The 12,924-nt window shown below is 53.0% G+C and carries 13 protein-coding genes and 1 other annotated feature; of the genes, 10 read left to right on the top strand and 3 right to left on the bottom strand.

Going from position 1 to position 12,924, the window contains the following annotated elements; translation table 11 throughout:
* The first annotated feature begins 29 nt into the window (after positions 1 to 29).
* The 10 genes from BUB13_RS17415 to BUB13_RS17370 all read left to right on the top strand — a co-directional run bounded on the left by BUB13_RS17415 (position 30) and on the right by BUB13_RS17370 (position 10,356).
* Positions 30 to 1,160 (top strand): metallophosphoesterase, encoded by a 1,131-nt coding sequence (locus BUB13_RS17415; RefSeq protein ID WP_072910041.1) that lies wholly within the window; start codon positions 30 to 32, stop codon positions 1,158 to 1,160.
* Positions 1,161 to 1,595: 435 nt separating this feature from the next.
* Complete coding sequence (locus tag BUB13_RS18690) at positions 1,596 to 1,760, top strand: helix-turn-helix domain-containing protein (RefSeq protein ID WP_161947665.1); 165 nt, start codon at positions 1,596 to 1,598, stop codon at positions 1,758 to 1,760.
* A gap of 306 nt (positions 1,761 to 2,066) precedes the next feature.
* Complete coding sequence (locus tag BUB13_RS17405) at positions 2,067 to 2,981, top strand: LysR family transcriptional regulator (protein WP_072910040.1); 915 nt, start codon at positions 2,067 to 2,069, stop codon at positions 2,979 to 2,981.
* Positions 2,982 to 3,163: 182 nt separating this feature from the next.
* The gene (locus BUB13_RS17400; protein WP_084092283.1) at positions 3,164 to 3,511 is read left to right on the top strand and encodes a RidA family protein; all 348 of its coding nucleotides are present in this window, start codon (positions 3,164 to 3,166) and stop codon (positions 3,509 to 3,511) included.
* Between the two features lie 51 nt (positions 3,512 to 3,562).
* A complete protein-coding gene (locus tag BUB13_RS17395) occupies positions 3,563 to 4,399 on the top strand; it encodes a PhzF family phenazine biosynthesis protein (RefSeq protein WP_072910038.1) in 837 nt (278 codons plus the stop codon).
* 9 nt (positions 4,400 to 4,408) lie between these two features.
* Positions 4,409 to 4,870, top strand: coding sequence for a RidA family protein (locus BUB13_RS17390; RefSeq protein WP_072910037.1), 462 nt, complete (start codon positions 4,409 to 4,411; stop codon positions 4,868 to 4,870).
* A gap of 38 nt (positions 4,871 to 4,908) precedes the next feature.
* Positions 4,909 to 5,940 (top strand): zinc-binding alcohol dehydrogenase family protein, encoded by a 1,032-nt coding sequence (locus BUB13_RS17385; RefSeq protein WP_072910036.1) that lies wholly within the window; start codon positions 4,909 to 4,911, stop codon positions 5,938 to 5,940.
* Positions 5,941 to 6,732, top strand: coding sequence for a 2-keto-4-pentenoate hydratase (locus BUB13_RS17380; protein WP_072910035.1), 792 nt, complete (start codon positions 5,941 to 5,943; stop codon positions 6,730 to 6,732).
* 569 nt (positions 6,733 to 7,301) lie between these two features.
* Positions 7,302 to 9,470, top strand: a complete 2,169-nt coding sequence (locus BUB13_RS17375) for a PAS domain-containing hybrid sensor histidine kinase/response regulator (RefSeq protein WP_072910034.1) — start codon at positions 7,302 to 7,304, stop codon at positions 9,468 to 9,470.
* A 184-nt stretch (positions 9,471 to 9,654) separates the two neighbouring features.
* On the top strand, positions 9,655 to 10,356 hold the full coding sequence (locus BUB13_RS17370) for a LolA family protein (RefSeq protein ID WP_072910033.1): 702 nt from the start codon (positions 9,655 to 9,657) through the stop codon (positions 10,354 to 10,356).
* Between the two features lie 249 nt (positions 10,357 to 10,605).
* Here BUB13_RS17370 and BUB13_RS17365 read toward each other — a convergent pair whose 3' ends face one another.
* The 3 genes from BUB13_RS17365 to BUB13_RS17355 all read right to left on the bottom strand — a co-directional run bounded on the left by BUB13_RS17365 (position 10,606) and on the right by BUB13_RS17355 (position 12,873).
* Complete coding sequence (locus BUB13_RS17365) at positions 10,606 to 10,980, bottom strand: HVO_A0114 family putative DNA-binding protein (protein WP_072910032.1); 375 nt, start codon at positions 10,978 to 10,980, stop codon at positions 10,606 to 10,608.
* Complete coding sequence (locus tag BUB13_RS17360) at positions 10,973 to 11,323, bottom strand: toxin-antitoxin system TumE family protein (RefSeq protein ID WP_072910031.1); 351 nt, start codon at positions 11,321 to 11,323, stop codon at positions 10,973 to 10,975. Before BUB13_RS17360 ends, BUB13_RS17365 begins: the two co-directional genes overlap by 8 nt.
* Positions 11,324 to 11,659: 336 nt before the next feature.
* A protein-coding gene (locus tag BUB13_RS17355) for an IS3 family transposase (RefSeq protein WP_139249257.1) occupies positions 11,660 to 12,873 on the bottom strand; the annotation gives its coding sequence in 2 pieces (ribosomal slippage) (positions 11,660 to 12,588 and positions 12,588 to 12,873; 1,215 coding nt in all).
* Positions 12,482 to 12,598, bottom strand: a sequence feature (AL1L pseudoknot). It overlaps the preceding gene by 117 nt.
* Positions 12,874 to 12,924: the final 51 nt, after the last annotated feature.

The raw sequence follows: 12,924 nt of genomic DNA, 5'->3' as shown, positions 1-12,924 counted from the left end.
TTGAGGTTACACCTCAGGAAGTAAACTTTATGCGACTTGCACTACCTTCTTTGGCTATCTTTCTCTATGTTGCCGTCAGTCTGCTGGCGCTGATTCCCTGTCGCCCGTGGATCAAGGTAGCCGTTGGGGTCGTATTGCTGGTGATAAGCCAGAAGTATCTCATCTATGAAAGAATCGGTGGTTCGTTCATTGCTCCAGAACTGCCGCTGTCGTTGCTGTTGTTGCTGGAGGTCCTCTACACGTCACTGCTGATCTTGTGCTTTTTGCTGTTAATCAAGGATGTGACGGCCTTGTCGTTGTGGACCGGCAGATGGTTCGGGGCCGCTTGGCAACTTCCTTTCTCTTATGGTGTTCAAAGTATAGCGCTTGTTCTGCTGGCGCTTACGCTTGGCCTTTTCGGAACCTGGCAATCGCTACAAATACCCAAGGTAAAAACCGTCGAGGTGCCTATCTCTGGCCTTCCTGCCCCCTTGGATGGGTTTTCCATTGTTCAACTCACGGATCTCCATATCGGTTACTTCTTGAATAAGGAATGGTTGAGTGAAGTTGTTAAAAGGACAAATGAATTGTCCCCCGACCTTGTCGCATTGACCGGAGACATGATTGAGGGTTCTGTCGCTGACATCGGCAACGACATGGAGCCATTAAGAGAACTTCGTTCACGGTACGGGGTCTTCGGTATCACAGGTAATCATGAATACTACTTTCAGACCGACGAATGGCTGCGAAAATTTGAACAACTGGGTGTTTCAATGCTGCACAATGAGCACCGGGTCTTGACGGTTAAAGACGGAGCCGAACTTGTCGTCGCAGGGGTGCCGGACAAAACTGAAGTTCGTTCAGGTGGGAAAGGTCCGGATGTCAGGGCTGCATTAATGGGGGCGCCGGATGCTACCCGAATCCTGTTGGCGCATCGACCCAATGGAATCTCTGAAAATATTGACGCTGATTTGCAACTATCTGGGCATACGCATGGCGGTCATCTTTTTTTCATGCAATGGCTTATCTCGACGTTTAATGGCGGTCTGGTCAACGGACTCTACGACATCGGCGGAATGTCGCTTTACGTCAGTCCTGGCACTGGCCTGTGGGCAGGATTTTCTTGTCGTTTGGGTGTGCCAGCCGAAATCACCCAAATTGTTTTACGCCCCCAGAGATAGAGTTCTACCGCTATCTGCTGGTGTTGTTACTTGCCAAGCATAAGATTGATAGGGCGCAATGGGCAAAACTGAAAGTTTCATGACGAATGCCTCTGGGGAAAATCTAGAGGCATTTCTGTTTGCAAAACTTAGCACTGATAGCAGGCTGATTTAGCCCGTTTTGGGGGCCAAATTTAGCGGTAGGACATTTGAATTGTGCAGACTCTGCAGACCACCGAGCTTAACTGCCTGAAATAGTTACCTTCAGTCCTCGATGACTTTCATATCTCCCGTCATAACTCACCACTCGATCCAGTTTGTCTGGTTTCAGGTAGTTAGCAGAATCTTTAGAACCTGCCATAAGTGGGTTAGTTTTGAGAAATTGCACCTCAGAGGTGGCGTAAGCTTATCAACGAACGAATCAAGGAAGGTCGCATCCGTGCACTGGCGGCGGGTGTGAAGTTTGGTCGCAAACCGAAATTGTCTGAGGAGGAAGATGCGGCTCTGGTCTCAGGGATCAAAGAAGGTCTTCTGAGCAAAACCGAGCTGGCTGAGATGTTTGATATTTCTGTCACCACTGTTTACCGTCGCATTGTGGCACTTCAAACGACTGATGCTTGATCCCGCTTCCCCCTTTGGCTCAAGGTATGAGCATATTCCAGAGGGGGATATTTTGTTTTTGCAAAAAGAAACTTCCTATATTTGCAACTTGGCCGAATAGGCCAGAAATTCTTTTCAAAAAGTGATCTGGTAATTTTTGAAAAGGGCTCGATATTATACGGTGCCGTCTTCTTCGATCTCCAAAGTTTTGTATATAATGCTAATCTAAAGAAAATTCCAGCTGCCGAGCTAAAGGGATCAGCTGAAAAAGGTTGGCGTTGTTGCGCTGTTAAAGCTCAGGTTTAACGAATTTACTGGATATCCCCAATGGCCAAATTAGACAGCCGCCACATGGACGAAATTGCCGCTCTACTTGCGGTCGCCGCTAACCACTCCTTTGCGGCGGCGGGAAAAGCTGTTGAACGTCATCCGACGATCATTTCGAAACGGATCGCGGCGCTTGAAGCGCGTCTGGGTGTGCGCCTGGTCGAACGCACGACTCGTCAGGTGCAACTGACCGATGCGGGGAAACGCTTGGTCGATAAGCTGCGAGTGGCGACAGACCTCATCTCTGAGGCGCAGCAGGAGGCAACGGAGACAGCGGAAGAACTCCGGGGTCATTTAAAGCTGGCGTTGCCTGCGACGCTGGGCCGCCTGTGGCTCGCCCCGCGCTTGCCGGAGTTTATGACGATGTATCCAAAACTAGAGCTTGATGTCCATTATAGCGACGCCTATGTCGATCTCATCGAGGGCGTTTTCGACGCGGCGATTCGCGTCGGCCAGCGGACGGACAGTGGCCTGGTGGCACGTAAGCTTGCGGATCATCAACGCGTCCTCGCGGCTGCCCCCGGTTATATCGAGCGTCACGGCCTGCCACTTGAGCCGGCGGATCTGCCAACCCATAACTGCATCGGCAATCCGCGCCTCAGCTCCTATCCCATCTGGCGCCTGTTTGACGGGAAACGCGTGGAGGTGGTGCGCACCAACGGAACCTTACATACCAACGACAGCATGGCGATGCTCGAAGCGGCTCGGGCCGGTATCGGCATCCTGGGGGCCGGTGAATGGCTGCTCGCCCGCGACCTTGCAGCGGGGAGATTGGTGCGCATCCTGCCCGAATGGATCTTCGACGGCGATGGCGGCATCTACCTCGTCCGGCCGTCACGTCGCTACGCCCCTGCGCGAAGCGACGCTTTTGCGGTCTGGGCCAGCGACCTCTTTCAACCAATTCCCTGGGCTTAAGGCGACCGGCCCGGTATCCTTCCAAGAGAACATTCCCACCAAGACTTAGCTGCATTCTGTGCAGCTATGATCTGCAAAAATCCGAATTGATTCAATCTCCGCAGCTACCTTAAGATAAAACCTCACTCTTGATGCACCCAGGAGCGATATCAGATTTTGCCTTTCGGAAAGGATCATTGCCCATGCCCCATTTGTCTTCTGCCATCCGCACCGGCTCACTGCTATTTTTGTCGGGGCAGCTCGCCTTCGATGATAAGGGCCGGATCAGCGGTGATATTGAAGCCCAGACCGCCCTGACCCTCAAACATCAGTTCGCCGTCTTGGCTCAGCATGGCCTATCCCCCGAGAATGTCGTAAAGGTGGGCGTGTGGCTCACCGACCGGGCAAATTTTCAGCGCTTCGACCAGACCTTCGCTCGGGTCTTCGGCGCGCACCGCCCCACGCGCTCGACCGTGATTTCGCAGCTCGCGCTCGAAGGGGCGCTGGTCGAAATCGACCTGATCGCATCCTTTGAGCCGCTCGATTCCTGACCATCCGTCTTTAGCTTTAACAATGTGCAAAATCGAACCGGAGCAGATGCAATGATTGTCCAACATATTTCGGCCTTTTCGAACGGACCGCAGGGAGGCAATCCCGCTGGCGTCGTTCTGTGTGATGCATTGCCTGAGGCTGCCGTGATGCAGAAGCTGGCGGCAGAGATCGGCTATTCCGAAACCGTCTTCGCGGCACCGGTCGCGGGTGGCTGGCGAGTGCGTTTTTTTGCCCCTGAAGTCGAGGTCGATTTCTGCGGGCATGCCACCATCGCGCTCGGGTCGGCCCTGGCACGTCAGGAAGGTTCCGGCATCTTCACTCTTCAGCTCAACCAGGCGCAAATCACCGTCGAAGGACGCTGGTCCGAGACGGAGTGGGGCGCGTCCTTTCAGTCGCCGCCAACCCGGAGCGGCCCGGTGTCGCCTGCGCTGTTGCAGGAAGCCTTGGCCCTGTTCGGTTTGGACCGCGAACTCCTCGATCCCCGGATACCACCGGCGATCGCCCATGGTGGCGGTGATCACCTCGTTCTGGCCCTCAAGAACCACGATACGCTGAGAGCGATACACTATGACTTGGAAAAGGGACAGGCGTTGGCCCTGCGCGAGGGGCTGGTGACCTTCAGCCTGCTCTATGCAGAATCGCCGCGATTATTCCATGCGCGAAACCCTTTTCCACTGGGCGGCGTCTACGAGGATCCGGCGACCGGCGCAGCGGCGGCGGCGCTGGCGGGTTATCTGCGCGATCTTAGCTGGCCGCATGAGGGCTCGATCCAGATCTATCAGGGCGATGACATGGGAGTGCCCTCGCGCCTGCAGGCGGACATCACCCCGCAGTCCGGCGCTAGCATTCGGGTATCCGGAACTGTCCGGTTGCTCCCTGAGGTTTGAGGAGTACAGATGACACCGGAGCAAAAACTAGCGTCGTTGAATATCGATCTTCCATCCGCCCCGCTTCCGGCTGGGCAATATCGTCCAGCCCGTCTGGTTGGAAACCTGCTCTATCTTTCCGGTCAGGGTCCCAGGAACGCAGATGGTTCTTTTCTCGCTGGCAAGTTGGGCCGCGAAATCTCCGTCGCGGAAGGCTATGCAGCTGCGCGCAATGCCGGATTACAACTCCTGTCTGCGGCGAAGGCTGAGTTGGGGGAACTCTCTCGGGTCGAGGCGGTGATCAAGGTCTTTGGCATGGTCCACGCCGCGACCGGTTTTGTCGATCACGCCCAGGTGGTGAACGGCTGTTCCGAGCTGCTGGTCGAAGTCTTTGGCGAGGCCGGCTGTCACACGCGCTCGGTGGCCGGGATGGAGTCCCTCCCTTGCGGCATGATCGTCGAAATCGAAGCGATCTTCGCCGTCAAGTCCTAGTTGTCCATATCGTGAAAGTTGCGCCGAAGGGAATGAAAATGAAAGCTGTTGGTTATTGGCAAAAGGGGCTGACAATTTCCGATCCGCAGGCGCTACTGGACCTTGAGCTCCCGGAACCGGAAATGCCGATCGGCCACGACCTGCTAGTGAGGGTCCATGCGGTCGCCGTCAATCCGCGCGACATCAAGAGCCGGATGAGCATTGAGTCGTCGGGAGGGAAGTCGATGGTGCTCGGTTACGATGCCTCGGGTGTGGTCGAAGCGGTCGGAGATCAAGTGGAACTGTTTCGGCCTGGTGACGAGGTCTATTATGCCGGGGTGCTGGATCGCCAGGGAAGCAATGCCGAATTGCAGCTGGTGGATGAACGGATTGTCGGGTGCAAACCGACGACCCTCGATCACGCAGCGGCGGCCTCTCTCCCTCTCACCAGTCTGACCGCCTGGGAGATGCTTTTCGATCGGTTACAGCTTCCGCAGGGTGGCGCTGTTGGGGAAACTTTGCTGGTGATCGGCGGCGCTGGCGGGGTCCCCTCGATGGCACTACAGCTTGCTCGCCAGCTCAGCCGCGTGACGGTCGTCGCGACGGCCTCGCGACCGGAAAGCGAGGCCTGGGTGCGTTCGCTGAGCGCACAACATGTTGTTGATCATTCCCGTCCGCTCGCCGCTCAGGTCGCGGCCATTCCTGGGCTCGCGCCCGTCACGCGCATCTTCTCCACCCACACCGATACGGCCGGCTGGGCTGAAATGGCGAAGATCATCGCGCCGCAAGGGCGCATCGGGCTGATCGACGACCCCGAGCCCCTCGACCTGCGCCTCATGAAGTTCAAGAGCGTTTCGATCCATTGGGAGGCGATGTTCACCCGGCCGATGTTCGCCACCGCCGATGTGCAGCGGCAGCATGACATTCTCAGTGCCGTGGCCGATCTTGTCGACAACGGAAAGCTGCGGGCGACAGCCGCAACAAGCTATGGGAGCATCACTGCCGAGAATCTGAGACGTGCCCATGCCGCGCTGGAGGAAGGCCACGTCGTCGGCAAAATCACCCTGTCCGGCTTTGGAGGGAGCGCTTAAATGGAGATCGAATCGGCAAAGGCCGCGTCGGAACTGCTCGTGCGCCATTGGAGTGAAGGCAAGGTGCTGGACGCCCTGCCGACTTCCCTGTGCCCTGCCAACCGGGAAGAAGGCTATCTCATCCAGCGGCAGATCGAGGCGCTGAGCGATAGGCCGCTGTTCGGCTGGAAGATCGCCGCAACCAGCACGGCCGGGCAGAAACATATCGGTATCGACGGGCCGATCGCGGGGCGCCTGCTGGCCGAAACGGTGCATCACGATGGAGATACCATCCCCTTCGGCGCGAATCGTATGCGCGTCGCGGAAGCCGAGTTTGCCTTCCGCATGGGACATGATCTGCCACCACGCGACAGACGCTACGAAGTGAGCAAAGTGCTCGATGCCGTCTCGGAGCTTTTTCTGGCTATCGAAATCCCGGACTCGCGTTTCGCTGACTTTGCTAAGGTCGGTGGGCCGCAGCTCATTGCAGACAACGCCTGTGCACACCGCTTTGTGCTCGGACCGCAGGCTCCGGCCAGCTGGCGGCAGCTCGATCTGGCCTCGCATCGCGTGGTCGGCCGCGTCGGCAATCATCTCGAACGCGAGGGGGTTGGGTCCAACGTGCTCGGTGACCCACGTCAAGCGCTCACCTGGCTTGCCAACGAGTTATCTACACTCGGTATCAAACTGGCATCCGGCCAGACCGTAACGACCGGCACTTGCCTGATACCCCTGGAAATCAATCGCGGTGACCGGGTATCCGTCGATTTCGGCGTCCTTGGTCGGGTTGCATGTCGCTTCACAGAAGCCTGAGATTGACCTTTTGTGGGGAGGAGGAAGGCTTTCTAAAATTTGTGAGTTTTTCGGCGAATGCCCTTGGAACTTCCAAGGGCATTTCCTTTTTCAAAACTTAGCACTGATAGCATGCTGATTTAGCCCGTTTTGAGGGCCAAAATTAGTGATAGGACATTTGGTGCGGGCTGATTGGGCAGATAGATTCAAGCAATTACCTGCAACTACCTGAAATTACAACTTGAGCGATCAGAACTTTCCCAGATGTCCTGACATAACGATCGTTGCACGCTATTTAGTTATTTCCAACCACTTAGTGGGGGGCAATTCACTGCCATAAGTCGGCGAAATTTGGGACCAAAAGACTAGCTGCTGAGTAGGCCTGCACAGATCGTGAATGCGTAAATATTTTTTGCCAAGCCAACTTTCTTTCCACTAAATCGAAAGGATGTTTCTCCTCCGGGAACAATAGCCGTTTATTTGCTCTAGCGCGATTGCCAAGAAAATGCTTGTACGCTAGAGTAGAACAGCGAATTCTTAGGATCAGCAAACTTTTGCTTTGGGTTGATGCCCATGAAGCGAGTACCTCGATGAGAAAAACTCATAATTTGGCACTGCGTGCTATCAAGATCGCTGCCATTTATGCGCTTTTCGGTCTGCTCTGGATTCTTTTCTCGGATCAATTGCTTCTCCTCGTTACCAATGATGCCAACTACCTCGCTCAGTTGCAGACGATCAAGGGTTGGTTTTTTATTTTTGTGACTGCAGCTCTGCTTTTTGTCCTGGTATACCAAGCTCTCGTCGCCCAGGATGAGGGGAACACTTCCTTGAGGCGAAGTGAGCAACATTTTCGTACTCTCGTTGATACCATCCCCGACCTGATCTGGCTCAAAGATGCAGAGGGTGTTTATTTGTCCTGCAATGCAACCTTTGAGCGTTTTTTCGGGGCCAGACAGGAGGAGATTGTCGGCAAGACCGATTATGACTTTATCGATAGAGAACTCGCGGATTTTTTCCGCGAAAAAGACCACAGGGCCATGGCGGCAAATAGGCCCTGTGATAACGAGGAATGGATAACCTTTGCTGATAATGGCCAACGTGCTTTGCTGTTAACGACCAAGATGCCAATGCATGATATTGATGGCAAAATCGTCGGGGTGCTGGGTGTTGGTCGCGATATCACCAAGCTCCGCCAGGCAGAGAACGCATTACGCCAGAGTGAGGAAACATTCAGAAAACTGTTCGAGGACTCATCTGATGCGATTCTCCTCATCGATGAGACGGGGGTTTTCGTGGAATGCAATCAGGCAGCTCTTGGTCTCCTCAAGATGGAACGCGACGAGTTTCTGCTCCTGCCACCCGCGCGAATCTCGCCGGAGTTCCAACCCGATGGCCAACGATCAGCCGAGGCTGCGTCTGAGATGATCGCGTTGGCGTACAGTAAGGGCCTGCACCGGTTTGACTGGACCTGTATCAACGCCGAAGGGGGCGAGTTTGTCGTTGAGGTTTCTCTTATGCCCGTTACCATCAAAGGGCAGACCATGCTCCATACCACCTGGCGGGATATCACTGCACGCAAACGTGCTGAAAAAGAAAAAGCCAAGCTCGAATCGCAACTCCAGCAGGCGCAAAAAATGGAATCGGTCGGACGGTTGGCCGGTGGGGTTGCGCATGATTTCAATAATATGCTGGGGGTCATCCTTGGTCATGCTGAACTCGGTTTGAAGCGCCTCGATCCAACGCATAAAGTTTGTACTGATCTGCGGCAAATCAAGGAAAGTGCTGAACGCTCGGCGGATCTGACGCGCCAGCTATTGGCATTTGCACGCCAGCAGACTGTCACTCCCAAAGTTATTGATCTGAACGAAGCCATCTCCAACATGATCACGATGCTGCAGCGGTTGATCGGTGAAGACATCGAGCTGATTTTTCAGCAGGCCGCCGAAACGTGCCTGATACATATGGATCCTTCACAGATCGACCAGCTCTTAGCGAACCTCTGCGTCAATGCCCGCGATGCAATCGAGGATACCGGCAAGATAGAGATAGAAACCCATATTTTCTCCGTGGATGCTGATTATTGCCACACCAACCCCGAAGCAACGCCGGGTGATTATGTCTGCTTGGCAATCAGTGATGATGGCAAGGGCATGAATCTGGAGACACAGGCCCATATCTTCGAACCGTTCTTTACGACAAAAGAGCAAGGCAAAGGAACCGGATTGGGACTGGCGACAGTCTACGGTATCGTTAAGCAGAACAAGGGATTCATAGATATTTCCAGTGAGTCGGGCAAAGGAACAATCTTCTCGGTTTACCTGCCGTTATTTACCGGGACGAAAGCTCAAAAGCGATCACAACCGGGTGAGCAAAAAGCGCTACGAGGCCATGAAACAATTCTTCTGGTTGAAGATGAAGCGGCCATTCTCAATATAACTGCGACGATGCTGGAGGAGCAGGGGCATACAGTGCTCAGGGCAGGCACTCCCGGCCAAGCGATGGAAATAGCTCGTGAGCACCCAGGCGAAATCGACCTGCTGATGACTGATGTCATCATGCCGGAAATGAATGGCCGTGAACTGGCTAAAAATGTTCTTGCACTTCGGCCGGGCACTAAGCGGCTATTCATGTCAGGCTACACAGCAGATGTCATAGCTCACCATGGTGTGTTGGACGAGGGCGTTCATTTCATTCAAAAACCGTTCTCGCTCCCAGATATGACCGCCATGGTGAGGAACGTGCTGGATGAGGATCAATGAACCGCCATTAGCCGAACAGACTTCAAGCCGTTGCAAATGTAAGCTGTTACGGATCCCCAGAAAGCGGCATGGTGAGCTTGAAGCAGACCGGGATTATTGTCCGAGAGGAGATTGATATGGCATGATAGTGTCCTGTCTCCACTTGTTTCGTGCCCACGCGGCGTGAAGGCAAAAGGATTTTCTGATGCAGGTTTTTAAAAGACTTTCTTTGTTGGGGGTAGGTTTGGTTTTTATTTTACCCTCTCTGGCACAAAGCAAAACATTATCTGCCGCCGACATCCTCCAACAGATGAAAAGGGTCTATGCCTCGACAAAATCCTATGTCGATCGAGGCACGGTATCGAGCGTGTTTATCGATAAGGGCAAAAAACGGGTCGTTGAAAAACCCTTCTCAACAGCCTTTGTCCGTCCAGATCGTTTTCGCTATGAGTTCCGGGAAAAGAAGGGTTTTTTCAAGGAAGATGACAAGTTCGTTATTTCCCTTATAGGCAAGGGCCTGAAAACCTATTGGAGTCTGGACCCCGAACAGCAACAGATAAAACCAAAGACGCTCGGTGAGGCCCTTTCTGCAGCAGCTGGAATCTCCGGAGGATCTGCGCGTTGGGTTCCAACAATGCTGATGCCGGACAGGACCCAGTTCAAAAATGCATTCACCCTATCCAAGCCCAAGCGAGTTAACAATGAAGTTGTTAATGGTGTTGAATGTTTCCAGCTATCGGACCCTACGGATTACCGGCGCCTGACTCTGTGGATAGGGAAAAAGGACTACCTCCTCAGGAAAATCTATCGTGAGCAAGACTTCGGGGACTTCCGCCTTGAAGAAACCACGAATTACAATCCTGAGACAGATGGTGAGGTTAAGCAGGAACTTCTTAATTTCCAATAATTAGCCGATCAGATAGGTCATTTTAGCCCGTTTTCAGGGCAAAAAGTCGCGGTAGGATATTTGATAACACCAGAATCGGCAGACCAGTCAGCCTAACTGCCTGTAATGACAGCCTTTAGGGTGAGGCCTTTTGCATATATGCTGTCATAAGTCAGCGGCCGGACCCAATTGGTTGCTTTCAGGCAGTTAGCAGAGCCCTTAAAATCCGGTCAAAAGTCGGCGACTTCTGAAAATTGTCTATTCACAGCCTCAGTGCATTCGTCGCCCGATCCCGAATTCGACCTGAAAATCAGAGGCTTTGACTCGCGGAACAATTTTCCGCTGGTTTTTTTCAAGCTCCACAATCCCATACCGGGCCATAGTATTCAGCGTTCGCGAGAGGTTGCTGGATGATCTCCCCGTCAACTCTTCCAGCTCCTTTAGAGATTGGGGATGTTTTTCCATGATGAGCTGGAGAAGCTTCTGGTTCTCGCTGTTGAGGACTTGAGCCATGGATTGGAGCGATTCAAACCAAATTTTTGGCTCATCGTTGCGGGGGACGTACTTGCCCTTAGCAATCGCGATGGTCCGATGTTTATAGTCTTCTTTGGACATGATGCCGATTTTTACAACGTTTTCAGGCATGACCTTCTCCCAAATATGTTTCTATTGCCGCCCAGAAATCTTCAATAAGCTGACCCGCAGACTCGAATTCGTATTCAACGACCTTTTCCAGCCGGTGCTCGTGATCCCAGGTTATTCTTCTTGCCCTAAATCGCTTTCTTTTGGGCTTGATGCCGTGCGCATTATCAAAACCAATAACCCGGCGATTGTGTTTGTCGTGAAGAGTTAGGCTGTAGCTGATACCATGAGGAATCTGAGGACTTGGTTCCACTTGATGGGCCTCAAACTTGATCCAGTGGCCATTTTCAAGGGGATAGATTTCCCCATCCAGATTCAGCAGATTTTCCAGATCGTAAGTATTCACCAGGGATCTTCCTTTGTTATCATCCGATGATAACTATAGCACCCTTCTCATTCTGCACAAAATAAAAATCCCCTCACAGCATCTTTGGTACCCGGTAAAAGAAGGTTTTCAAGAAGCGGAATTTGCTACATTTGCAAATTGGTCGGTTTGATCGAAATTCTCTTTGCAAAAACTATTTGTTGATTTTTGCAAAGGGGTGCAGAGATCGGGAGTGTTTTAGGGCTTAATGGTAGCGGCACACAATCGAAAGGATAGCATCGTTCAGGGAAACTATTGATTTTTGTGGCCTCTTAAACTGAATCGCCCCGGTTTTCCCGGAGACAGTTTTCGTTTGAGTCAAGCCGCCTTACTTGACTCCTCCAGCCGATAATACTCTTTCTCTTTTTCTGCAGGTGGAATATTTCCAATTGATTCCAGCAATCGGCGATTGTTAAACCAATCTACCCATTCCAAGGTTGCGTATTCAACAGACTCACGACCTTTCCAAGGGCCGCGATGGTTGATAACTTCCGTTTTGTAGAGGCCGATGATTGTCTCGGCCAAAGCGTTGTCGTAAGAATCTCCAGTTGTGCCGACAGAGGCATTGATTCCGACCTCGGACAGACGTTCTGTATAGCGAATCGAGAGATACTGACTGCCCCGGTCGCTATGATGAATCAACTCCCGGCGGTTCTTGCGTGCCCACAGTGCCTGCTCCAGTGCGTCCAGAACGAGCTCTGTCTTCATCGATGTCGAAACACGCCAGCCAACAATACAACGTGCGTACACATCAATGACGAAAGCAACATAAACAAAACCGGACCAGGTGGCGACATAGGTAAAATCAGCTACCCAGAGCTGATTCGGGCGACTCGCCTTAAAAGTCCGTTTCACCAGGTCAGGGGCACGGTTCTGCTTTGGATCGCTGATCGTTGTGATCTTTTTCTTGCCGCGCACAACCCCTCGCAGCCCCATCTCACGCATCAACCGTTCAACGGTACAGCGGGCGATCGGTATCCCTTCGCGGTTTAACTGCCGCCAGACTTTACGAACACCATAAACCCGTAAGTTCTCGTTCCAAACCCTCTGAATCTCAGGTTTCAATAATTGATCCCGCCAGTATCGTGACGGAACTTTGCTAGGATCGTCTTGGCGCGCCTTGTGGTGGTAGTACGTTGATGGGGCGATCGGTAACTGGCGACAGATCGGCTCGACCCCGTATTGGCTTCGATGCTCATCAATAAAAAACACCATTACTTCGGTTTGCGGTCGAGCTCCGCCTGGGCGAAAAAAGCAGCAGCTTTACGCAGGATCTCATTGGCGCGTTTCAGCTCCCGGTTTTCCCGCTCCAACTGCTTCAATTGCTCTTGAGCCGTTTGATCCTTAGAGCGGCTCTCTTGAGATCCCCCCGCTTCTTTGCACCATCGACGTAACGTTTCTGGCGTACACCCTATCTTTTCAGCAATAGAACAAATCGCTGACCAGCGGGAGGAATATTCTCCCTGCTGTTCCGCTACCAATCTGACCGCTCGCTCTCTGACCTCAGGACTGTATCTCTTGTTTGTATTCATGACCCCATACTCTCAAAGTTTGGAGTCTCCGACAATCCCGGGGCGATTCAA

The sequence above is a fragment of the Malonomonas rubra DSM 5091 genome (genome assembly GCF_900142125.1).
Lineage (GTDB): Bacteria > Desulfobacterota > Desulfuromonadia > Desulfuromonadales > Geopsychrobacteraceae > Malonomonas > Malonomonas rubra.
The sequence above is the reverse complement of the archived record's forward strand: the minus strand, read 5'-3'. Positions and strand labels throughout refer to the sequence as shown.